Source organism: Fibrella aquatilis (assembly GCF_017353255.1).
GTDB classification, from domain to species: domain Bacteria; phylum Bacteroidota; class Bacteroidia; order Cytophagales; family Spirosomataceae; genus Fibrella; species Fibrella aquatilis.
In genome coordinates this window covers 13,646-35,865 of the sequence record NZ_JAFMYU010000008.1, presented here as the reverse complement: position 1 = coordinate 35,865, position 22,220 = coordinate 13,646, and the positions used below count along the sequence as shown (strand labels likewise).

The window sequence follows — 22,220 nt, the reverse complement described above, 5'->3', positions numbered from 1 at the left end:
AATGAAATTCATCCAAAAATCCCTCCTCCTCGCTGCCCTTTCGGTGGTATCGCTGGCGCAGGCACAAGAGTCGCCTAAGGAGGAAGACTTCTTCAAAATCACGAAAGTGTCGGCCCCGGAAGGCACCCTGCTGGAAGTAGGTGGCCTGACCATGCTACCCAACGGCGACCTGGGCATTTCGACCCGGCGCGGTGATATCTTCATTGTGCAGAACCCCACCAGCAAGCGACCCTACTTCCGCAAGTTTGCGTCGGGGCTGCACGAGGTGCTGGGCCTGGCCTGGAAAGACGGATCGCTCTACTGTGCGCAACGCGGGGAGCTGACCAAACTAACCGACACCAACAACGACGGCAAGGCTGATCTCTTCGAAACGGTCTACGCATGGCCCCTGTCCGGGCATTACCACGAGTACAGTTTCGGACCAAAAATTGCCCCCGACGGCACCTTCTTCGTGACGGGTAACGTGGCCTTCGGCGACGAAGAGTGGTGGCGGGGCGAAAGCCGGGTGCCCTGGCGCGGCTGGACGATGAAGATTTCGGAAAATGGTCAAATGCAGCCCTGGGCCACCGGAATGCGCTCACCGGCGGGCCTCGGCATGATCGACGGCGAACTGTTTTACGCCGACAATCAGGGCGACTGGCAAGGTTCGGGTGGGGTCGTACACGTAAAGAAAGGAGCCTTCACGGGCCACCCGGCGGGTTTGAAATGGACGGGCATGCCCAACTCACCCCTTAAATTATCGGAGCAGCAGTTCTACGCCAAAATCGACATTAGGCAGAAACGGGGCGAAAACGGGCGGATGATCAAGCCCGAAAACGTGGTGAACGAAACGCCCGACATTCTCTATAAAGTCAAAGAAACCTTCCCCGACATTCAGACGCCCGCCGTCTATTTGCCACACGGGGTGCTGGGTATCTCTAATTCCGAAATCGTGAAAATACCCGATGGCGTGTTCGGGCCGTTTGCCGGGCAGCTGCTGGTGGGCGATCAGGGCATGAGCATTATTTCGCGGGTGATGATGGAGAAAGTAAAAGGTGAATACCAGGGTGCCTCCATCATGTTCCGGTCGGGGTTCCGGTCGGGGGTGATGCGGCTGGCGTTCGCGCCCGACGGGTCGCTGTTTGTGGGCGAAACTAACCGGGGCTGGGGATCGGCTGGTGATGCCAACGAGGGCCTGCAACGGCTGGTGTATAACGACGGCATACCGTTTGAGATGCGCACCGTAAAAGCCATGCCCGATGGCTTTGAGGTAGAATTCACGAAGCCCGTGTCCAAGATTTCGGCAGAAGACCTGGCGTCGTACTCAGTAGAGAGTTTCATCTACAAGTACCACCCCGTCTATGGGTCGCCCACGATCAACAAAGAAAAGCACGCGATCAAGGGCGTGAAGCTGTCTAACGACGGGATGAAAGCGCGGGTGATTGTCGACAACCTCCGGCAGCACTACATCCATCAGCTCACCATCGACGGCATACGGTCGCAGGACGGGAGCTACTCGCTGGTTCACCCCGTTGCCTACTACACGCTCAACAATATTCCCGACGGCGACAAGCTGGCCATGACGGGCGTGAGCACCCGAAATTCGGCCACGGCAGTTCCCGTCAGCACCGCCGCCACACCCGTTAAAGCGGGCGGTAGTAAGCCGATGACCAAACAGGAACTGGCCAAAGCCAACGCGAAGACCAAGTCGGCCCTGCAACTGGGTCAGGCCGTAAGCATGGCCAAGGCCCCCACCTACGAAGAGGTGCGCGGCCTGCTAACCAAGAATACCTGCCTGGCCTGCCACAACGCCGACAAACGGCAGGTTGGTCCGGCCTACAAGGAAGTGGCCAAGCGCGGCTATACCAACGACCAGCTGGTAGAGCTGATCTACAACCCCAAGCCCACCAATTGGCCCGACTACGCCACCGAGATGCCCCCCATGCCGCAGGTACCCAAAGCCGACGCGCTGAAAATTGCCGCTTGGATCAACTCCCTGGCCCCGGCGGCCAAAGCTGGAACCACCCCGGCCAGCAACAAAGACGAGCCAAAGACGCGCTGACAAGCTGTTATATTGGTTAAAAAGCCCCTTTGTGCGTCACAGAGGGGCTTTTTTATGTTTGTCCATAGGTCTGTAAAGGATCATCTCCGGTAGTGACGAGCGTCATAGGTAGAAAGCAGATCACCAATGTAGCTTTGCTATATTCCCTGTAACCGTACTGCTACTAACCATATGATTTCTTCTAAATCTGTCATTTACCTGGCCGACGATGACAGCGATGACCGAAATGGCCAGCCTGCTCAACGATTTCCAAGGGTATTGGTATCCCGGATGCCGACTCAGCCAACCCGATTTGCTCCAGCGTCCGGCTAACCTGACTCCGGTAAGGCAGGCGTTGCTTGACATAGATGACGTCCGTCGGGTGCTTTGCCAGTATTACCCCACTACCCAGTTTAACCGGAGACACCAACTCTACCGAAATTGCCGAACTACTCGATGATACCCACATCTGCGCCATTTCAAAGGCCGACTTTTTAGCCCTCGTATACCATTATCAGGTGGTGGCTAACCAGGCAATTGGCATGCTGGCAACCGATAGCCGCGCAATAGGAACGCATGTTTAAGCTGGCCTACCCAGTCGGTGCGGTAGCGGGTAGCCGAAGCTCTGCTCATGGTGGAGAAGCTCAGCAGCCTGAAGCGTTAATACGTGTTAGTCAATAGATTAACAACCAAAGATAATCCTGTTCCATTCGCTAAAAAATAGATTACCAGCCCCGGCCATCGCAGGTCAGTTTGCGTTATATGTTGACCTTTGCTTACGCTCAACGTTTGTATGCTATCTCTATTCAAGAAAGCGCCCACCCAGGCGCAGCAGCGTGCTTTCGCCGTTTTTTATGCGGCCCACGCGCCCAGGCTGTGGGGGCTGATTCTGGCGGCTAATCTGCCAACGCCCCAGGCCGAAACCATATTGAGTAATACGCTTATTAAAGCGTGGCAACACCCCGACTGCCAGTCGTCGCCAACCACCAGCCAGTCGTGCAACTGGCTCCTACGACTGGCCTGTAAAGAAGGCCTCCCCCACAGCGCCCTACGCGCCATCTTCAACAGATAGGTAGTGGTCATTACGTCTGCTGACTATCTTGCAGGCTATGTATTTTAGCTACACCACACTTATCTTTCTGGGCATAACCGGCGTGATGTTCGCTCGTTTGACTGCTCAACCTGACAAAACACCTCAATATGACACTGCGTTACCTTCGTCTGCTGAGCACGTTGCTGCTACTCAGCCTGCCCCCTGCCCTGGCCACGGCCCAGGACCTGCCTACCTACCAAACGCCGCCCAAAGCCCTCGCCGATCTGGTGACGGTGCCCCCCACGCCTGGTGTCAGCGTGACGTCGAAAGGCGACCAACTGCTGATTTTGGAACGGGCATCGGCACCGTCTATTGCCGAATTGGCGCAGCCTGAACTGAAACTGGCCGGCCTGCGCATCAACCCCGCCAACAACGGTCCCAGCCGGGCGTCGTACATCACCGGCTTGCGGCTGAAAAAACTGCCCGGTGGTACCGAGATTCCCGTGAAAGGCCTGCCTGCCTCACCGCTGATTGCCTACGTGCAATGGTCGCCAGACGAAAAGAAGGTCGCCTTTGCCGTAGCCAGCGACTCGCGCCTTGACCTTTATGTGGCCGACGTAGCCACGGCCACCGCCAGCCACCTTGGCGACCGGGCGCTGAACGCTACACTCGGTGCGCCATTCCAGTGGACGTCGGATAGTAAAGCACTGATTGCCAAAACGATAGTTCAGAACCGGCCCGCTGCCACGCCGCCAAACCGGGTACCCAGCGGCCCCACCACGCAGGACAACAGCAGCGGCAAAAAAGGGCAGGCGCCCACCTACCAGGACTTGCTGAAAAGCCCTTCCGACGAGCAGCAGTTCACGTACTTCACCACCGCGCAGGTGGCGAAACTCGGTCTCGACGGGTCGGTGCAGCCCATTGGTCAGCCGGGCATTATCACCACCGCGTCGCCCTCGCCCGACGGGCAGTATGTGCTCATCGAGACGGTGCACATACCATTTTCGTACCTCGTGCCGGTGTACCGGTTTCCGCTCAGAACAGACGTGTATGCTATAAATGGGCAATTGGTGAAAACCCTGAACGACGGCCCCTTGCAGGAGAGCGTGCCCTACAGTTCAGACGGTGCGCCGAGCGGCCCGCGCGATTTTGAGTGGCGCAACGACGCCCCCGCCTCTGTTTATTTCACCGTGGCGCAGGACAAAGGCGATCCCAAAGTAAAGGCTGACGTGCGCGACCGGGTATATCTGGTCGATGCCCCGTTTTCGGCCGAACCCCACGCCATCTATGATGCCGCTTTCCGGTTTACAGGCTTCACCTGGGGCAATGCCAACACCGCTCTGGCCACCGAACGCTGGTGGCAAACGCGTAAACTTGTCACCAAACTCGTGAACCCGTCGGCCAATTTCGCCGCCACTACACTCTTCGACCGGTCGTTTGAAGACCGCTACACCAACCCCGGCGACCCCGACACCAAGCCCAATCAGTATGGTCGCGAGGTACTCAACATCCTGCCCGGTAACGACATCATGCTTGTTAACGCGCAGGGTGCCTCGCCCGAAGGCGACCGGCCGTTTGTGAACGTCATGAACTTGACCACCAAAAAAGTTACGCCCCTCTGGCGGTCAGAAGCCCCCGTTTTCGAAAGGCCCATTGCCGTACTCGATGCCACAGGTGGCGTGCTGCTTACCACCCGCGAAACGCCCGACGAGAATCCGAACTACTTTATTCGCAACTTGAAAAAGCGTATTGCTCCCATCCAGGTTACGCAGTTTCCACACCCCTACCCGCAGCTGAAAGGCATCACCAAACAGCAACTTCGTTACAAACGTGCCGACGGCGTAGACCTCACCGCAACGCTCTATTTGCCAGTGGGGTACAAGAAAACAGATGGTCCGTTGCCCACGTTTATGTGGGCTTACCCCGCCGAGTTTAAAAGCAAAGACGCCGCCGGACAGGCGCAGGGATCGGCTTACCAGTTCAACCGGATTGCGGCGATGGGCGGGGCTGTTTTCGCCACCATGGGCTATGCCGTATTAGACAACGCCAGCATCCCGATTGTGGGCGAAGGCGACAAAGAACCCAATGACACCTACGTTGAGCAGCTGGTAGCCAGCGCCAAAGCGGCCATTGACGAAGGCGTTCGGCTGGGCGTGGTCGATGCCACTCGCGTGGGCGTGGGCGGGCACTCATACGGGGCCTTCATGACGGCCAACCTGCTGTCGAACAGCAACTTATTCAAGGCAGGCATTGCCCGGAGCGGGGCCTACAACCGTACGCTGACGCCCTTCGGCTTCCAGAACGAACAGCGGTCTTATTGGCAGGCACCCGACGTGTATAACAAAATGTCGCCGTTTATGAACGCCGACAAGATGAAGACGCCGTTGCTGCTCATCCACGGCGAAGCCGACAACAATACGGGCACATTCCCGATCCAGTCGGAGCGGTATTATAACGCCCTCAAAGGCTTCGGTGCCACCACGCGTCTGGTGTTCCTCCCCTACGAGTCGCACGGCTACGCGGCCAAAGAGTCGCTGCTGCACATGCTCTGGGAAATGAACGGCTGGATGGAGCGGTACGTAAAGAACACCCCCGCCAGCGGACCAGGCAACAGCCCAAATACCCCCGCAAAAGTGACAGATGGGAATAATAAGTAGGGGTATTGAGTGATGAGGTAGGGTAGCTGAGGCCCAGCTACTCACCTGAATACCAGGCTAATACCTCAACTAAAACAAAATCTCCTAACAGCTTCGATGCGCTTTGTCCTGCTATTCGCACTTGTCTTGTTCTCCTTTTCGGTACTTGCTCAAACAAAGAAATCGGCTAGCTATCCGTACCAGTTATACCTACCCAAAAATTACGCTGTAGCGAAGCGGAATTTTCCGCTGGTAATCTACCTACACGGAGGGTCGCAGAAAGGAACAGATTTAGCGAAGCTTTCTTTGTACGGACCGCCTAAACAGGTGAGTCAGGGCCACGATTTTCCCTTCGTGATGGCAGCCCCCCAATGCCCCGAAGGCAAATTCTGGTCGACCGATAATTGGTTTGACTCGCTTTTTACGGAATTAACTACACGATACCGGATCGACAAAAAACGGGTATACCTGACGGGTATCAGTATGGGTGGCTATGGCACATGGCAAACCGCCGTGGCCCATCCTCATACATTCGCGGCCATTATGCCCCTTTGCGGTGGCTGCGATGATTCCACCCAAATCTGCTCTATCCGTAACATACCGGTCTGGACGTTCCACGGTACCGCCGACGATCTCATACCTATCGACGAAACCGCCCGGCTGGTGAAGCGCCTTGAGCGGTGTCATGGCAAGGTGCAGTTTACAAAGCTGCCGAACGAAGGGCATGGGATTCAGTATCTCTACGAAAATCCGAAGTTGTATCAGTGGTTATTGCAGCAACACAAATGATTTACCATTCACTTAACGCCCTGCTACAGTGTGGCAAAACGGTGTCAAATCATTCGCCTACTACACTAACGCGTGAGTAGCGACGATGACGGCGGAATAGACAACCCCCGGAAGCCACCCGTAAGGCCATATAGGATGCTGATTGTGAGCACTATACCCACTACCAAAATAAGTTGGCTTTGTCTGCTGACAGACAAACCAACCACCCGACGAGTCATTTTCTTGTGATGAACAGCCGCCACATGAGTGAAAAAAGCCAGTATAGCCAGGCTGTAGTAGGGCACAAAAAAGAGCAGCAACGGAAACTGATTCAACCCCGCTGCGCCAAAATAGAGGTTAGTATCGAGGCGGAAAATGTACCGTCCCGACAGTACCGCCGTGAGGTGGATAACCAGAAAAAAGGCCAAATACAGACCAGAAAACACGTGTAAACGACCCCAGCCAGCTTTTGGTACACGCCAAACTTTCCTTACCAGGCTCAGGCCCGTCACAATCTGAAGCAACACCGCCGCCAACAACACCACTTCGATAAGCGGGTTTCGGTACACCACCCGCGCCGCCGTCATGAAGGCAATATGCGCCGCCGGGCTGATGAGCACCAGTAGGTGGTTGGTGAGGTGCGTACCCACAAAAACGGCTAGTAGCAGGCCGGAGGCAAAATGAACGTTGCGCCAGACGGTCCGAGACTGGGTGTGCGGTTTGGCAGTAACCATGCGTTCCATGAATAGTGATTGAAAAGAAGGTGATCTAAAAAAGTAGCAATATGTTCCTGTAATAGTAACACACTCGTTAAACCCCACCTACCCAAGCGTTGTCAAACGACCCGGAGACCATCCGGGCTGTTTTTTCATCATTGAGTCGTAAACTTGCTCCATATTTAAGAGAACTACAGATGTCTAAATTCATCATCACCGCGTGCCTGTCGGTTTGTCTGACAGCGGGCTATGCCCAGATTACGCTTCCCGCCGCCAGCCCCGCCGCCACCGTTGCCCAGCAAGTAGGCCTCGGCACTGTCACCGTCGACTATGGCCGACCATCGCTCAAGGGCCGGACCATGTTTGGCGACCGGGTACCCTATGGAAAAGTATGGCGCACCGGGGCCAACAAAATCACCGATCTGACGCTCTCAGAGCCAATGACGATTGAAGGCAAAGCCGTGGCTACGGGCAAATATGGCCTCTATTCGATCCCCAACGCCGACTCGTTTACATTTATCATTAACAAAGACGCCAACGCCTGGGGAGCCTATGACTACAAAGCTGCCAATGACGTAATTCGGCTGGTGGTGAAATCAGAGAAGACCGCGGCCAAAACCGAGACGTTAACCTTCGAGTTTGTGGACCTTACACCCGCCTCAGCGGTGTTGCAAATGCGCTGGGAAAATACCCTTGTCCGGCTCAACATTGCCGACGATGCCGACTCGCACGTGATGGCGCAGATCAAAGAGAAAACGAGCGCTGCTACCGTATCGACAGATACGTATTACAGCGCCGCCAACTACTACCTCGACACCAACCGCGACCTGAAACAGGCGCTGGTCTGGGCCAATAAAGTAGTCGAGAAAAGCACCGAGTACTGGACCTATCACCTCCGTGCCAAGATTCTGGCTCGTAGCGGCAACTGCAAAGCCGCTCGCACCGATGCCCAAATGTCGCTCGACCTGGCAAAAAAAGCCGGTGACGATGCCTACATCAAAAACAACGAGAAGATCCTGGAAGACTGTAAGTTGTAGGGAGCTCACTGCCCATCGTTATACAAGCAAAGCCCGTTCAGATGCGTCTGAACGGGCTTTGCTTGTATAACGATGGGCGAGACAGCAGTGCCTGTGGTGCTATCTGGCAATTTGGATGGTGCCACTACTGCCCCCATCGACCTGCACGCGAACACCACCCCCATTGAGCCTGCCTAACACGCGCTCTGTCGACGATTCGCCCACAAAGTTGGTCAATGGTATCGACACCTTCCGACCACGCAGGTCCAGGTCTAGCCCCTGCTTGAGCGGCAGGCGCAATTGCACGTTGCCGCTGCCCGTGTTGATGGCCACATGGTTGTCCAGCCATGCTATGTCACCCTGTAGATTACCCCCGCCAGACACCACGTCAACGTTGCCTCTGATGCTCCCCAGCCAAATAGTACCGCCCGACGAACGCAGTGTCAGTTCGCCGGACGAATCATCGAGATTAATGTTGCCCCCACTCGACTCGCCCACCAGGTTACCGCTAAAGCTGTTTAACTGAAGGTTACCACCGCTGGTTTGCGCCTGATGCCGTCCCCCCTGCCAATCGGTAAATTCCACGTTGCCACCGCTGGTTTTAGCGTAAGTATCAATAGCGGCGGGTACAACTATCCTGAACGAGATGTTTAGCCCCTCGCGCCAGTCGGCTTTGGTCTGTGCCACCCGGGCCAACAAGGCTGTAGGCGTGACCGGGTCCAGCGCCACCGTAACAACAAAGTTGTTGAGCCGCTGGGCGCGTTCTTCGTCAGAAAGCGGCACCTGCCAGTGGTTGTTTTCCACGTAGATCTCCACGCTGATCTGGTTGGCAGTCTTACTGGTACCGACAAAGAAAACACTACCTCCACCCCCTTCGATCTGTACGTTGAGGCGATTGATAAATTTGGCCGGAAAGGTCTTCACAGCATATGGTTTAGTGTCGGGGTAGCTTGCCAGAGCCAGGTGGGTGAAGGCCATCAACCCTACCCAACAAAAAGTGCGCGTTATGTTCATACTGAGTACCGTGTGTTGCTTACCTAGGTTCAAAGACCACGCCAATACCCAACAATAAGCCTGACAGCACTTGAGGAGCTTTCTGAACATATAGGCTGTCCAGAATCGGACAATGAACGTCCGGCAAAACGACCATGATAGATAATGGATGAGTCCGGTAAATAGGCTGGTTAGGTGACTTTCCTAAAAGAGGGTTGACTATTGCCCATGTACCAGACCAAAACCAACTTATGAAAACGATCATGCTACTTATTGGTACCCTGTTTGCTGGCGTTACCATGCCTCAGCCTGCTGCGCCGCCGCGCTTTGAGAAATATTTTGTGGCCGCCGAAAGCTATGAGTCGGCGGGGGTAATGGATGTTGACGGCAATGGCACGCTGGATATCGTGTCGGGCGATTTTTGGTATGAAAATGAGGGAGCCGGGCCGGGCGGCGGCAGGCCTACGTTTCGCAGACGGCACCTGATTGGCCACCAAAAACGCGAAGACCAGTACTACGACGACTTCTCCACAATCCCCTTCGACGTGAACGCCGACGGGCGGATGGACGTCATTTCGGGCGGCTGGTGGAGCGGCACCCTCCGCTGGCTCGAAAACGTGCCCAAAGGCGACTGGCCCGTGCACGACATTGCCACTGTGGGCAACGTAGAAACCACCCGCGCCTGGGACGTAGATGGCGACGGCAAGCCCGAAATCTGCCCTAACAACCCCGGTAAGGCTCTAAAATACCTCAAGTACCAACCCGCCGATAAGTCGTTTCGCGTGGTCGACGTACACCCTACGCAGGGCCACGGCCTCGGTTTTGGCGATGTCAACGGCGACGGCCGAGGTGATTTTATCGTGAGCGAAGGCTGGCTGGAAGCAGGCGGACCGAAAGAAACCCCTACCTGGACATTACACAAAGACTTTGCCCTAGGCACGGCCAGCGTACCCATCATCGTGACCGACGTGAACGGCGACAAGCGGGCCGACCTCATTGTGGGGCAAGGCCATGGCTACGGCCTGCACTGGTATGAACAGGGAAATCAACCTGGTGCCTGGACAAAGCACGTTATCGATGAAAAAAACTCGCAATACCACGTCATGGAGTGGGCCGACATCACCGGCGACGGCAAGCCTGAGCTAATTACGGGCAAACGTTTCCGCGCCCACAACGACAATGACCCCGGCTCGAACGACCCCGTGGGCCTATACTACTTCACCTACAATGGCAAGACCTTCGACAAGCATATCATTAGCTACGGCCCCGCCGGCGAAGCCAAGGGCACCGGCATCTACTTCGCCCTCGCCGACCTCCGCAACACCGGCCGCAATGATATAGTGGTGGCAGGGAAGGATGGATTATATGTCTTTTTTAATGTACAATGAATAATGTACAATGTATAATGGCTCCGCCGGTCCGCCGGTGCGGCAGTACATCTCAAAGCGCGAAGCCATTATACATTGTACATTATTCATTGTACATTCTCTTCCACCCTCCGCTCGTGGCCGGTTTCAAACTCAGCGGTGGCTTTGGCGGGGCGCATCTTAATGATGCGGAGCTTCGAGAGCACCTTAATCATCGGATACGTGGGGTCGAACTCGAACCACTTGGCTCCGAAATTGGCCGAATTGGGCAGTTTGTGGTGGTTGTTCTGGAACAGTTCGCCCATCATCACCACGTCGAGCATCAACGAATTTTTCGATTTGTCGTGGTTGTCGAAGTTGGCGTAGCCGTATTTGTGGCCGCTCCAGTTGATGATCGCGCCGTGCACGGGTCCCATCACGAAATGAACGGGCAGCAGGAAGAAAAACGCCCAGTGCATGTCGAGGTAAATAAACGCGAAGATGTAGAACAGGCTATAGGCCACACCCCAACCAGCCCGCGAAAACCACGAGTCACCCACTTTTTCGATGAAATTCCACTCCGGGTAATTACGGTCAAACTGACGCTCGATAGCCTGCTTACGGTGCAATACGGCGTTGTAAATATTTTTGGTCTGCCACATCATCGTAAACACGTTTTTGGTGTGGTGCGGTGAGTGGGGGTCTTTGGGCGTGTCGCTGAAGGCGTGGTGCATCCGGTGCAGCACGGCGTAGGCCCGTGGGCTTAAGTACGACGACCCCTGCGAGACGTAGGTCAGGGCGTAGAAAAAGCGCTCCCAGAATTTGCTCATCGAGAACATCTTGTGCGCCGAATAGCGGTGCAGAAAAAACGTCTGGCAGAACAACGAGAGGTACCAGTGCGCGGCAAAGGCGGCGATAACGATCACAGTGATTAACAGTTAAACTTTGAGCAGAAACAAAAACCGAATGTCTTAACAAAAATAAGATTTTTCGGGGACTACAAGGCTATTCCAGACTATGATGGCCTATTTAATTGGCTAATTCGATCAATTGGCCACCGTGGTAGCGTATTGAAGCAGATTGGCTCCCATACGCAACGCAGCCTGCCGAACCGATTCGGGGTCGTTGTAGATAATCTGATCTTCCCAGCCGTTGCCCAGGTCACACTCATAACTGTAAAAACAAACTAATCGTCCCTGATAAATCAAACCAAATCCCTGCGGGGCCTTGCCATCATGCTCATGTACTTTGGGCAGGCCGTTGGGAAACTTGAATTTCTGATTGTAAATGGGGTGCGAAAAGGGCAGTTCAATAAACGACAGATCGGGAAACACGCGCTTCATCTCGCGGCGAATAAACTTGTCGAGGCCGTAATTATCATCCACATGCAAAAACCCGCCCGACTGCAAATACTTGCGCAGGTTTTCTACCTCGCCGTCGGAAAACGACACGTTGCCGTGGCCGGTCATGTGTACGAACGGGTACGAAAACAGATCGGGGCTACCCGCCTCTACGATGTCTTCTTCGGGGAAAATGGCCATCCGCAACTGCTGGTTGGCAAACTTGATCAGGTTGGGCAGCGACGTTTTGTTGGCATACCAGTCGCCCCCGCCGTTATACTTCAGCTTGGCAATTTTGAAGCCGTAGGGCTGAGCGTTTACAGTATGCAGTGAACAGTAGGCAACGAACAGTAAAAGAAGGAGGCGTTTCATAGGGCTGTTATCAAACCTATAAGGTTTTGGAAACCTTATAGGTTTACTGAGTTTACTACGTTTAGCAAATTCAAACACTGACAGGCACTCAACGCGGCGGTTTCGGTGCGGAGGCGGTTGGGGCCGAGGGTGACGAGTTGGAAACCCGCCGCTATAACCTGCTGCACTTCCTGTGCCGAAAAATCACCTTCCGGGCCAATGAGCACGGTGTATTTCTGAGTCGGGCTGGCTGCATGGAACAAGTGCGGGGCCTGGCCATCGTCGGGCAGATGAGCAATAAAGCACTGACCATCAACCGATTGACTTATTAACTTTGTTAGCGGAAGGCCCTCATCAAGCTGTGGTAACCACGATTGCAGTGACTGTTTCATGGCCGCCACAGCAATTTTTTCGATGCGCTCCAGCTTCAGTACGCGCCGCTCGGAATGCTGCCCGTAGAAAAAACTAATCTGCTCGATACCCAGTTCAACGGCCTTTTCCACAAACCACTCAATACGATCCAGGTTTTTGGTGGGGGCCACGCAGATACGTACGGAAAACGGGCGTGGTTCGACTGTTTCGACCGTCTCAATCCGAAACGCACAACCTTTGTTATCGGCCCTGGTAATAACGCTGCCGAACCGATTTCCGCGTCCGTTGGTCACCAAAATGGCCTCGCCAGGGCCAAGGCGGAGGGTGCGGGTGGCGTGCCGGGCATCGTCGTCGCTTAGTTGGCCGGAGGTGTCGGTGGGTGAAAGCGCGGGTTGGTAAAACAGGTGCATAGGTAACGTAAAGGTATTTACGGCTTAGGATTTAACTTCACGGCAGAATAAAACAGGGGAACGCGGATTTTTTGGGACAGGATGATCAGGATGGCAGGATGAACAGGATTTTCTTTTCACTTCCGAACAAGTTAGTAGAGCAAACTCAGAATCCTGTTCATCCTGTCATCCTGATAATCCTGTCCCAAAAAATCCGCGTTCCCCTGCCTTCAATCTAACCACTCAATGCATCTTTCACGAAAACTTCTGTTTGCCCTGCTCCTCGGCACCGCCCTCTCGGCCACGGCACAATTCCGGTCGCGCAACCTCCGCTGGAGCGCCGACGGCAACGCCACCGTGCAGATTGCCAAAGGTGGCATCACCCGCACCGATGTGCGCACCGGCCAGGAAACGACCCTTGTTACCCCCGCTCAACTCACGTCCGCCGGGGGTAAAGGCCCCATCACCGTGGCCGATTTCGCCTTCAGTCAGGACTCGTCGCAGGTGCTCATTTTCACCAACACGGCCCGCGTCTGGCGCTACAATACGCGGGGCGATTATTACGTGCTAAGCCGAAAAACGGGCCAACTGAAGCAGGTAGGGGCCAAACAGCCCGCGCAATCGCTGCTGTATGCCAAGCTCTCGCCCGACGGCAAGCGGGTAGGCTACGTGAGCAAGAGCAACCTGTTTTCGGAAGAAATTGCCACCGGAAAAGTAACGCAGCTAACCACCGATGGCACCCGGCAGCGCATCAACGGCACCTTCGACTGGGCGTATGAAGAAGAATTTGGTTGCCGCGACGGGTTCCGGTGGAGTCCCGACAGCAAGCAACTGGCCTACTGGCAGGTAGACGCGAGCAAAATCCGCGATTTCCTGATGATCGACAACACCGACTCGATCTATTCCTACACCATCCCGGTCGAATACCCGAAGGTGGGCGAATCACCCTCGCCTACCCGCATTGGGCTGGTGTCGGCTACGGGTGGGGCCACGCGTTGGCTACCCCTGCCCGGCGACCCGGCGCAGCATTACCTCGTCCGGGCCGAGTGGTTTCCAAGCACAGGATCGACCGGTAACGAACTGATTGTGCAACAGCTTAACCGCAAGCAAAACGAGTCGATCATCTTCGTCTGTGATGCCGCGAAGAACACGGTGAAGCCCATTTTTACCGAAACCGACAAGGCCTGGATCGACATTAAGGCTCGCTGGGACCGCGACGACCCCACCGGCTGGGAGTGGGTTGATGGGGGTAAGTCGTTTTTGTGGGTGTCGGAAAAAGACGGCTGGCGGCACATCTACAAGTTCAGCCCCGACGGCAAGCAGCAGACCCTGCTCACCCCCGGCGACTATGATATGGCCGAACTGGAGCGCATCGACGAGCGGGGGGGCTTCGTCTACTTCACCGCCTCGCCCGACAACGCTACGCAACGCTACCTCTTCCGGGTACCCCTGGCAAGTGGCGGCAAAGCAGAACGGCTCTCCCCCGCCGAACAGGTAGGCACGCACAGTTACGACGTGTCGCCCAACGGGCAAGTGGCGTTTCACAGCTTTTCGAGCCACCGCACCCCACCCACGCGCGAATTTGTGACCCTAGCCGACCACAAGCCCCTGCGCCCCGGTACCAACCCGCGTCCCTCGGCAGAACTAGGCCGCAACGTCCGGTTTTTCACCGTCAACACTGCCGACAACGTGACACTGGATGGCTGGATGGCCCTGCCGACCGATTTCGACAGCACCAAAAAGTACCCCATCGTTTTCTACGTCTACGGCGAACCGGCGGGCACAACTACTAACGACGTATTTGGCACGGGAGAAAACAACATGTATACCGAAAACATGGCGAAGTCGGGCTATATCTACGCCGCCCTCGACAACCGGGGAACGCCTACGCTGAAAGGTGCCGCCTGGCGCAAAAGTATTTACCGGCAGATTGGCCGCATCAACATCCGCGATCAGGCTATGGGCGCCAAAGCGCTGTTCAGCCGCCACGCCTACATCGACACGAGCCGGGTGGCGGTCTGGGGCTGGAGCGGCGGCGGGTCAACCACGCTGAACCTGCTGTTTCAGTACCCTGACATTTATAAAACGGGCATTGCCGTGGCGGCCGTGGCCAACCAGCTTACCTACGACAATATTTACCAGGAGCGGTATATGGGTCTGCCGCAAGAGAACAGGGGGGATTTTGTGGCTGGTTCACCCGTGACACACGCCAAAAACCTGCGCGGTAATTTACTCTACATCCACGGCACCGGCGACGATAACGTGCACTACGCCAACGCCGAAATGCTGGTGAACGAGTTGGTGAAATACAACAAACAGTTTCAGTTTATGGCCTACCCCAACCGGTCGCACGGGATTTACGAAGGGGCCGGTACACGCCCGCATTTGAACGCGCTCTATACCAATTTCCTGAAGAAAAACTGCCCGCCGGGGGGGAGGTGAAATTGGTCATTGGTCAAAAAAGGCCCTGGGCGCGTGCTCAGGGCCTTTTTTGGTTTTTTTTAAATACGGGCAAATCTAAACATGTAGGTATCGTCGTAAATGATGGCGAGGATCGATCTCAACAATATTCACTAACAAACGCAGGTTTTTCCTGCTAAACAAATGACTTCGTTCAAATTCATTCTTGGTGCCGTGGCCCTTTTGGCCGTCGGTCAATCCGCTTTCGCACAGGAGAAAACAGTAACGGTGGGTGGTGCGCCAATGTACCCCTCGAAAAACATTATTGAAAACGCGGTGAACTCGAAAGACCACACCACGCTGGTAGCGGCCGTAAAGGCGGCTGGTCTGGTCGAAACGCTGTCGGGTCCGGGTCCGTTTACGGTATTTGCGCCTACCAACGCGGCATTCAATAAACTGCCCAAAGGCACGGTGGAAACGCTGGTGAAGCCCGAAAACAAAGCAACCCTGACGGGCATTTTGACCTACCACGTGGTGTCGGGCAAGATGAGCGCTATGGACCTGATGAAGGCAATTAAAGCCGGTAACGGCACCGCAACGCTGAAAACAGTGGCTGGCGGTTCATTGACCGCCATGCAGAAAGGCAAAAAGATTGTGTTGACCGACGAGAAAGGTGGCAAATCGACCGTTACAATCGCCGATGTGAACCAGTCGAACGGTGTGATCCACGTGATCGACACGGTGTTGATGCCGAACTAAGGCAGTACCAAGTAACCTAGTGAGATGTTGCCCGGACCGCGAGGTTCGGGCTTTTTTTGTATTGGGTGTCTGGTGGTGGTGTTGTGCTGTCAGGTCCTCAGACCTGACAGCACAACACCCCGTACGACCAACCCTCAACAAAAAAAGCGGCCTCTGGAATCTCCAGAGGCCGCTTTTTGCCAATTATCATAAAGCGCTTACGCTGTTTTCAACACCGGGAAACGACGTTGCAACAAGGCATAGCCACCGAAGAGCAGGCCGCTGAAGAAGAGATCGCCGAGGAGGGCGTTGACGAAAAACGACTGATTGTTATAGAATGCCAAACCGGCGGCGTAGCAACCCAGCAGGCCCACGCCCGTTTGTGGGTAAAAACTGCTGCCGTACCACACGGCGAAGTTGGTGATCAGAAAAAACAACACCGATCCCACCAGCGACCCCGCCACTACTTTACCGAACGTAGGCTGACGCAGGGCCACCGCGCCAATGAGCCACGCCAGGGCAAACGAGCTATAGACTGCGCCCATAGTGCCATGGAAGCCAATGTAGGCATCGCTCAGGAGCATAGCCAGCGTGGGCACTACCAGGCCAACCCACTTTTTGTCGAACATGGCACCGCCGAAAAGGGCCATCGCCATCACGGGGGCGGCGTTGGGCGGGTGGGGCAACACGCGCGACAGAGCAACGAGTAATACAAGCGAAGCGGCCGTAGTAAGGCGAATCTGGAACGGTTTCATTGACGAATATGACGTAGTTAGGAAAGCAAAAAACGTCTTTTTTGACTTAGCGATTGATATAGCCCACCTGGTAAGTCCCCTGCTGAATCGTCACCTTCGAGACGGCGGCGTAGTCCAGATGCAGGCGGTAGGCGTTGTGCAAAGATAGGTCTAAGAACAGACAAAGCAACGTGCGGATTACCCCACCATGCGCCACCAGATACACCGTTTTTGGCCCCTCCGGCGAGGCCAGGGGCAGAATCTGCTCCTGCCAGAACGCCCCAACACGGTTGGCCAGCGCCTGAAACGACTCACCGCCGGGGGGCGCGTTGGTCACGAAATCGGCCATCCAGCCGTCGAGGGCGGCGCGGGGGATATCAGTCCAGGGCAGCATTTCCCAGTCGCCGAAGTGGTATTCACGCAGGCGTTCGTCAAATTGAATGACGGTGTCGGGCGGGGCCAGATCCTGGGCCAGTTGGCGGCAGCGGCTCAGCGGACTCGACCAGATCAGGTCGGGTGGGGCCAGGAGGTTGGTCTGGATACGGGCCAGTTGATCGGGGTAATTGTCGGCCAGGGCCACGTCGGAGTTGCCGTAGCAGATGCCGCGACCCACGCCTACTTCGGTGTGGCGGATAAGGTAAATGGTCATAAGGCCATGAGGCTGATGTGGGTAATAGAAACGTAGGCCAGGTACACAATGACTTCGGTAAGTTGCTGCGTGGCGCCCAGGCAGTCGCCGGTGTAGCCGCCGAGCCATTTTCGGAAGAATGCCATCAGCCGCCAGCGCACCAGCCACAGCGGGATGAGGAAGGCGAAGTAAGCCCAGAAACCCGCCAGCGCCAGCAGCAGCAGGGGCAGCAGGCCAAACAGCGTAGCAATAGCCAGCGGCCAGCCCGATATGCCGCCTTTGGCAATGGGTTTGGCCTTCGACTGTTCGTCTTCGCGGGCGTAGGGCATGGCCGCAATGATGGTTGTAGCCACCCACCGGCTCAGGGTATGCCCGGCCAGGAATACCAGCGCCACGGGCCAGCCAAGCTCCTGGATCGTGAACAGTTTCAGTAGCGCAAAAAACTTCACCGCCAGTAGCAGCCCCAGCCCAACCGCCCCGTAGGTGCCCAGGCGGCTGTCTTTCATAATGGTCAGGATCTGCTGCTTGCTCCAGCCGCCACCAAAGCCGTCGCACATATCGGCAAAGCCATCTTCGTGGAAAGCGCCAGTGGCCCAAATAGTAGCGATCATGCTGAACAAAACGGCCAGTTCGGGCGGGAAAACATACGTACCCAGCCAGTACACGCCCAACCCGATGCCCCCCACGATCCAGCCAATAAGCGGAAAAAACAACGTAGACCGGTTGAGCAGGTCTTCGGAATGGTCAATGCCTTTAGGCACCGGCAACCGCGTGTAGAACATGAGGGCCGTAAAGAAAAGTGTACGCATGGGGTAAAGATAGTTGGTGGTTAGTGGTTGGTGGTTAGTGGTGGGGGGCCACTAACCACCAACCACTAACCACCAACTATCTTTACCCCATGCCCACCCGCCTCCTCTCGTATATCCTGAAATGGTTGCTGCTGAGCAGCCTTGTGGCCGTTGGGGCGGGGTCGGCGTCGGCGTTGTTTCTCGTGTCGCTGGATTGGGTTACGGACTACCGCGAGGCGCATGGGTGGCTTATTGCGCTCTTGCCGGTGGGTGGCTTTGTCGTCGAATGGCTTTATTTGCGCGTGGGGCAGTCGGTGGTGGGGGGCACAAACCTGGTCATCGACACCATCCACGGCTCAGACGCACAGCACCCGGCCCGGATTCCGTTTCGGATGTTTCCGTTGGTGCTGATCGGTACGCTCGTGACCCACCTGCTGGGCGGTTCGGCGGGGCGCGAGGGCACGGCCCTGCAACTGGGCGGCTCCCTCGCCGATCAGCTCACGCGCCCCTTCCGCCTCTCCCCTACCAACCGCCGACTGATCCTGATGGCGGGTATCAGCGCGGGGTTTGGGTCGGTGTTTGGTACGCCGCTGGCCGGGGCCGTGTTCGGACTGGAAGTGCTGGTGGTGGGTCGCCTGACTTACCAGGCCATTTTTCCGGTGTTCATCGCCGCCCTCGGTGCCGACTACGTGACGCGCTGGTGGGGCGTGGGGCATACGCACTACGCCATCACTACGGTGCCACCCATCACGCCCCTGTTGGCGGGGTGCGCCCTGCTGGCCGGGGCCATTTTTGGCGGTTGCGCCCTGCTGTTCACCCGCACCACCCACGCCATTGCCCACCTGGCTAGCCGCTACATCGCCTACCCACCCCTGCGCCCGGTGGTGGGCGGCGTGGTGGTAGCCGGGGCCGTTTGGGCACTGGGCACCACGCGCTACATAGGCCTGGGAATCCCCGTCATTGTCGAGTCGTTTGGTCAGCCGCTTCCGGCTTACGACTTCATTATCAAGCTGTTGCTGACCACCGTCACGCTAGGCATGGGCTTTAAAGGCGGGGAGGTGACGCCCTTGTTTTTTATCGGAGCCACGCTGGGCAACGCCCTCGCCTATTGGCTTGCGCTGCCCACGGGGCTACTGGCGGGCATGGGGTTCGTGGCCGTTTTTGCCGGGGCGGCCAATACCCCGCTGGCCTGCATGGTGCTGGCGCTCGAACTCTTCGGCACCCCCTGCGGACCCTACGCGGCCCTTGCCTGCGTCACGGCCTACCTCTGTTCGGGCCACCGGGGCATATACGGCAGTCAGTTAGTTGACAAACACAAGGCCTAACCGCGGTTTTGCTTCTACTAAATAAGCCGCTTCAGACTCTATACTATTTGCTCTCCGCTCCAGGCTCTCTGCTCCTACATCTTCGGCTCCCAGCCTTTTGCATAGTCGCGGGTCCAGAGTTTCTGGGCGTCTTTGTCGCCGACGATGTGGCCGTTTTTAGGGTCGATATGCAGGTCACGGCCCACGCGCCAGGCAATGTTGCCAAGTTGCATGGCCAACACGCTTTTGTAACCCAGCTCAACGTCGCAGTTGGGGCGGCGGTTGGTTTTTATGGCATCCAGAAAATCGGCGGCGTGCAGGGCATCCATCCCCAAACTGGGGCTTGCCGTGTTGCGCCCCTGCACCGCGCCCTCGTCGGCGGTGGGTTTCACCTCGTTCACCAGCTTGCCGTCGAGGTCGTAGACCCGGTAGCTGTCGCCGCCGGTGTCAAGACTACCGTTTTCGCCGTAGAAGATGATGCCCCGGTCCAGGCCTTCAATCTTGCGCCCGTTTGAACTCCGGCACTCCCAGATCAGCGACACCCGGCCGGGGTAATCCATCGTAATCAGCTGCGTATCGGGCGTTTGCCAGTCGTCTCTAAACGCATACCGCCCTCCTATCGAACTCACCCGGATCGGGAAATCCACGCCCAGGCCCCACCGCGCCACGTCTACTTCGTGGGTGCCGTTGTTGAGGGCCTCGCCTGTGCCCCAATGCCAGAACCAGTGCCAGTCGTAATGGATCAGCCCCTCCTGATAGGGCATCCGGGGGGCGGGTCCCTGCCACAACTCATAGTCGAGCCAGGCGGGTACGGTGCCGGGCTTCAGAAACGTGGTTTTCCGCTTGTTGGTATACCACGTTTTGGCCAGGTAGACCCGCCCAATAATGCCTTTGTGCAGCTGCTCGATACCCTGCGTCAGCACTGGTGCCGACCGCCGCTGTGCCCCCATCTGCACCACGCGGTTGTACTTGCGGGCGGCGGCCACGGCCAGTTCGCCCTCGTGGGGATTGTGGCTCAGGGGCTTTTCTACATAGACGTGCTTACCCGCCGCGCAGCCCATAATGGTTAGCGGCGCGTGCCAGTGGTCGGGCGTGGCAATGTATATGGCATCAATGGATTTGTCGTCGAGCACCCGGCGGCAGTCGCGTTCGGCTTTGGGCGTGGCGGTCTGCTTTGTCTTCAGAATGGTCTGAATCGCCCTGGGAATGGCCCGCTCATCGACGTCGCAGACGGTACCGACTTCGGCGTTGGGTAGCCCGGCGAAGGTGCCGCCCATGCTGTTGCCCCGGCTATTGACCCCGATGGTGGCCACCCGAACCAGTTCATTGGCCCCAATAATACGGCGGTAGCTTTTGGCCGAAAATGAAGCCAGCGTACTGCCAGCAGCCACACCAACCGCCCCAACAGCGGCCTGCTTGATAAAAGTACGTCTGAGCATAAAAGTCTGGGAGTGAAGGAGTCGTAAGTCTGGAAAGTCGTAAGTCGTAAGTGGCTTCGCGCTGGTGGTTGCTGACGCGCGGCCCGGACGCGGGACCGCCCTCGACTGCGCTCGGGGTGACAGGGAAATGGATTCAGGTCTACTAAGTTGATTCAAGTTTGATGTCACCCCGAGCGCAGTCGAGGGGCCTAGTACGCGAAGCCACTTACGACTTACGACTCCCAGACTTACGACTTTCCAGACTCTTTTTTTCACATAAACATCGTTTGGATTTCGTCTTTTACGGTGCGAAGGGCGTCGGCGGTGGGAAGGCGGTCGCGCTGCACGATGCGCTCGAAGATACGTTTCGAGAGTTCAATAGCGGGGGCGTCGGCACGGACGTCGCCCGAGGCCTGGTTGATGAGCGTGGTTACGTCGTTCATGGCGTTTTGCACCTGATCCCAGGCCTGCTGCGACATGTATACCTGCTGGCTCAGGTTGTGGTTATACTCGTCGCGGATTTCGCGCAGCAGCGTCTGATGCAGGTCCAGGGCCGTGTCGGCGGTATTGCCCAGCCGAAGCAATAAATGGTTGGGGCTGATGCGTTCCAGAAACAGGACCATGCGCTCGTAGGCCTGTAGCCGAATGGGCACCACCGTTTCCGAGTAGCGCTGTTTCACCTCGTTGTGGTGGCGGTCGGCCTCGCGTTGCAGCAGCAGTTTCACCGTCAGGTACATGCCGTAGAGCACCAGCGCGGCGGGCACCAGTAGTTTTACCAGGTCGCTAAGGACAGTCATTTCGCGGGTCTTTTCGTAATTTAGCGTAAAGGTAACGTTGGGGTTGCCTGCCCCGGTATTGGGTCAGGTCCCTTTTCATCCAACTCCCCACTACAGATGGTCGTCACGCCCGTTACAATCCGGCCCGAAGCCCGTGCCCAGATTCTCGACACCCTGCAAACCCAGAAAATCCCCGCCGACTACGGCCTGCGGGTGGGTGTGCGCGGCGGCGGCTGCGGGGCCTCGTGGCTGCTCGGCTTCGATCTACCCGGCCCTACCGACGAAGTGTATGTGGTTGACGATGTGCGGGTTATCATTGACCGAAAGCATCTACTCTACGTGCTCGACGCCACCATTGGCTTTGAACAGGGTGATGAAGGCTGGGGCTTTGTGGTAGATCGGCAGGCGGCGGTGTCGTTAAGCTAGCGAGATTATGGCACAGCAAAATCATGGC

General features: G+C 56.6%; 21 protein-coding genes. 11 read left to right on the top strand and 10 right to left on the bottom strand.

What is annotated here, in order from left to right; all coding sequences use genetic code 11:
* Position 1 precedes the first annotated feature (1 nt).
* The 5 genes from J2I48_RS11795 to J2I48_RS11775 all read left to right on the top strand — a co-directional run bounded on the left by J2I48_RS11795 (position 2) and on the right by J2I48_RS11775 (position 6,478).
* Positions 2-2,041: a c-type cytochrome gene (locus tag J2I48_RS11795; RefSeq protein ID WP_207335652.1), complete on the top strand. Its 2,040-nt coding sequence runs from the start codon at positions 2-4 to the stop codon at positions 2,039-2,041.
* A 208-nt stretch (positions 2,042-2,249) separates the two neighbouring features.
* Positions 2,250-2,480 carry a hypothetical protein gene (locus J2I48_RS11790; RefSeq protein ID WP_207335651.1) on the top strand — a complete coding sequence of 77 codons (231 nt, stop codon included), beginning with the start codon at positions 2,250-2,252 and terminating at the stop codon, positions 2,478-2,480.
* A 333-nt stretch (positions 2,481-2,813) separates the two neighbouring features.
* Positions 2,814-3,092 carry a sigma-70 family RNA polymerase sigma factor gene (locus J2I48_RS11785; RefSeq protein WP_207335650.1) on the top strand — a complete coding sequence of 93 codons (279 nt, stop codon included), beginning with the start codon at positions 2,814-2,816 and terminating at the stop codon, positions 3,090-3,092.
* 128 nt (positions 3,093-3,220) lie between these two features.
* Positions 3,221-5,710, top strand: coding sequence for a S9 family peptidase (locus J2I48_RS11780; protein WP_207335649.1), 2,490 nt, complete (start codon positions 3,221-3,223; stop codon positions 5,708-5,710).
* A 96-nt stretch (positions 5,711-5,806) separates the two neighbouring features.
* Entirely contained in the window at positions 5,807-6,478 is a 672-nt protein-coding gene (locus J2I48_RS11775) for a carboxylesterase family protein (RefSeq protein ID WP_207335648.1), read from the top strand.
* Between the two features lie 65 nt (positions 6,479-6,543).
* Here J2I48_RS11775 and J2I48_RS11770 read toward each other — a convergent pair whose 3' ends face one another.
* Complete coding sequence (locus J2I48_RS11770; RefSeq protein WP_229376149.1) at positions 6,544-7,200, bottom strand: succinate dehydrogenase/fumarate reductase transmembrane subunit; 657 nt, start codon at positions 7,198-7,200, stop codon at positions 6,544-6,546.
* Between the two features lie 170 nt (positions 7,201-7,370).
* Between J2I48_RS11770 and J2I48_RS11765 the strand changes: the two genes are divergently transcribed.
* The gene (locus J2I48_RS11765; RefSeq protein WP_207335647.1) at positions 7,371-8,210 is read left to right on the top strand and encodes a DUF2911 domain-containing protein; all 840 of its coding nucleotides are present in this window, start codon (positions 7,371-7,373) and stop codon (positions 8,208-8,210) included.
* Positions 8,211-8,309: 99 nt separating this feature from the next.
* On the opposite strand, the gene J2I48_RS11760 is transcribed toward J2I48_RS11765, so the two are convergent.
* Positions 8,310-9,203: a DUF4097 family beta strand repeat-containing protein gene (locus J2I48_RS11760; protein ID WP_207335646.1), complete on the bottom strand. Its 894-nt coding sequence runs from the start codon at positions 9,201-9,203 to the stop codon at positions 8,310-8,312.
* Positions 9,204-9,433: 230 nt separating this feature from the next.
* On the opposite strand from J2I48_RS11760, the gene J2I48_RS11755 reads away from it, so the two are divergent.
* On the top strand, positions 9,434-10,570 hold the full coding sequence (locus J2I48_RS11755; RefSeq protein WP_229376147.1) for an FG-GAP repeat domain-containing protein: 1,137 nt from the start codon (positions 9,434-9,436) through the stop codon (positions 10,568-10,570).
* 86 nt (positions 10,571-10,656) lie between these two features.
* Here J2I48_RS11755 and J2I48_RS11750 read toward each other — a convergent pair whose 3' ends face one another.
* From J2I48_RS11750 to J2I48_RS11740, 3 genes are all read right to left on the bottom strand, one after another.
* Entirely contained in the window at positions 10,657-11,454 is a 798-nt protein-coding gene (locus J2I48_RS11750; protein WP_207335645.1) for an acyl-CoA desaturase, read from the bottom strand.
* A 120-nt stretch (positions 11,455-11,574) separates the two neighbouring features.
* Positions 11,575-12,240, bottom strand: a complete 666-nt coding sequence (locus J2I48_RS11745; RefSeq protein WP_207335644.1) for a DUF4159 domain-containing protein — start codon at positions 12,238-12,240, stop codon at positions 11,575-11,577.
* Positions 12,241-12,275: 35 nt separating this feature from the next.
* The gene (locus J2I48_RS11740) at positions 12,276-13,001 is read right to left on the bottom strand and encodes an RsmE family RNA methyltransferase (RefSeq protein ID WP_207335643.1); all 726 of its coding nucleotides are present in this window, start codon (positions 12,999-13,001) and stop codon (positions 12,276-12,278) included.
* A 225-nt stretch (positions 13,002-13,226) separates the two neighbouring features.
* Between J2I48_RS11740 and J2I48_RS11735 the strand changes: the two genes are divergently transcribed.
* Both J2I48_RS11735 and J2I48_RS11730 read left to right on the top strand, forming a co-directional pair.
* A complete protein-coding gene (locus tag J2I48_RS11735) occupies positions 13,227-15,422 on the top strand; it encodes a S9 family peptidase (protein WP_207335642.1) in 2,196 nt (731 codons plus the stop codon).
* Positions 15,423-15,584: 162 nt separating this feature from the next.
* Positions 15,585-16,139 carry a fasciclin domain-containing protein gene (locus J2I48_RS11730; protein ID WP_207335641.1) on the top strand — a complete coding sequence of 185 codons (555 nt, stop codon included), beginning with the start codon at positions 15,585-15,587 and terminating at the stop codon, positions 16,137-16,139.
* A gap of 197 nt (positions 16,140-16,336) precedes the next feature.
* Here J2I48_RS11730 and J2I48_RS11725 read toward each other — a convergent pair whose 3' ends face one another.
* From J2I48_RS11725 to J2I48_RS11715, 3 genes are read right to left on the bottom strand one after another with little or no spacing between them, the layout of a single operon-like run.
* A complete protein-coding gene (locus tag J2I48_RS11725) occupies positions 16,337-16,873 on the bottom strand; it encodes a DUF6580 family putative transport protein (protein WP_207335640.1) in 537 nt (178 codons plus the stop codon).
* 46 nt (positions 16,874-16,919) lie between these two features.
* Positions 16,920-17,501 (bottom strand): alpha-ribazole phosphatase, encoded by a 582-nt coding sequence (gene cobC / locus J2I48_RS11720; protein WP_207335639.1) that lies wholly within the window; start codon positions 17,499-17,501, stop codon positions 16,920-16,922.
* On the bottom strand, positions 17,498-18,289 hold the full coding sequence (locus tag J2I48_RS11715) for an adenosylcobinamide-GDP ribazoletransferase (RefSeq protein WP_207335638.1): 792 nt from the start codon (positions 18,287-18,289) through the stop codon (positions 17,498-17,500). Before J2I48_RS11715 ends, cobC begins: the two co-directional genes overlap by 4 nt.
* 89 nt (positions 18,290-18,378) lie before the next feature.
* On the opposite strand from J2I48_RS11715, the gene J2I48_RS11710 reads away from it, so the two are divergent.
* Positions 18,379-19,593 (top strand): voltage-gated chloride channel family protein, encoded by a 1,215-nt coding sequence (locus J2I48_RS11710; protein ID WP_207335637.1) that lies wholly within the window; start codon positions 18,379-18,381, stop codon positions 19,591-19,593.
* Between the two features lie 74 nt (positions 19,594-19,667).
* Here the strand turns inward: J2I48_RS11710 and J2I48_RS11705 are convergent, their stop codons facing one another.
* Both J2I48_RS11705 and J2I48_RS11700 read right to left on the bottom strand, forming a co-directional pair.
* Positions 19,668-21,011, bottom strand: a complete 1,344-nt coding sequence (locus tag J2I48_RS11705; protein WP_207335636.1) for a Gfo/Idh/MocA family protein — start codon at positions 21,009-21,011, stop codon at positions 19,668-19,670.
* A gap of 251 nt (positions 21,012-21,262) precedes the next feature.
* Complete coding sequence (locus tag J2I48_RS11700; RefSeq protein ID WP_207335635.1) at positions 21,263-21,787, bottom strand: DUF7935 family protein; 525 nt, start codon at positions 21,785-21,787, stop codon at positions 21,263-21,265.
* A gap of 96 nt (positions 21,788-21,883) precedes the next feature.
* Between J2I48_RS11700 and J2I48_RS11695 the strand changes: the two genes are divergently transcribed.
* Positions 21,884-22,192, top strand: a complete 309-nt coding sequence (locus J2I48_RS11695) for an iron-sulfur cluster assembly accessory protein (protein WP_207335634.1) — start codon at positions 21,884-21,886, stop codon at positions 22,190-22,192.
* The last annotated feature ends 28 nt before the right edge of the window (positions 22,193-22,220 follow it).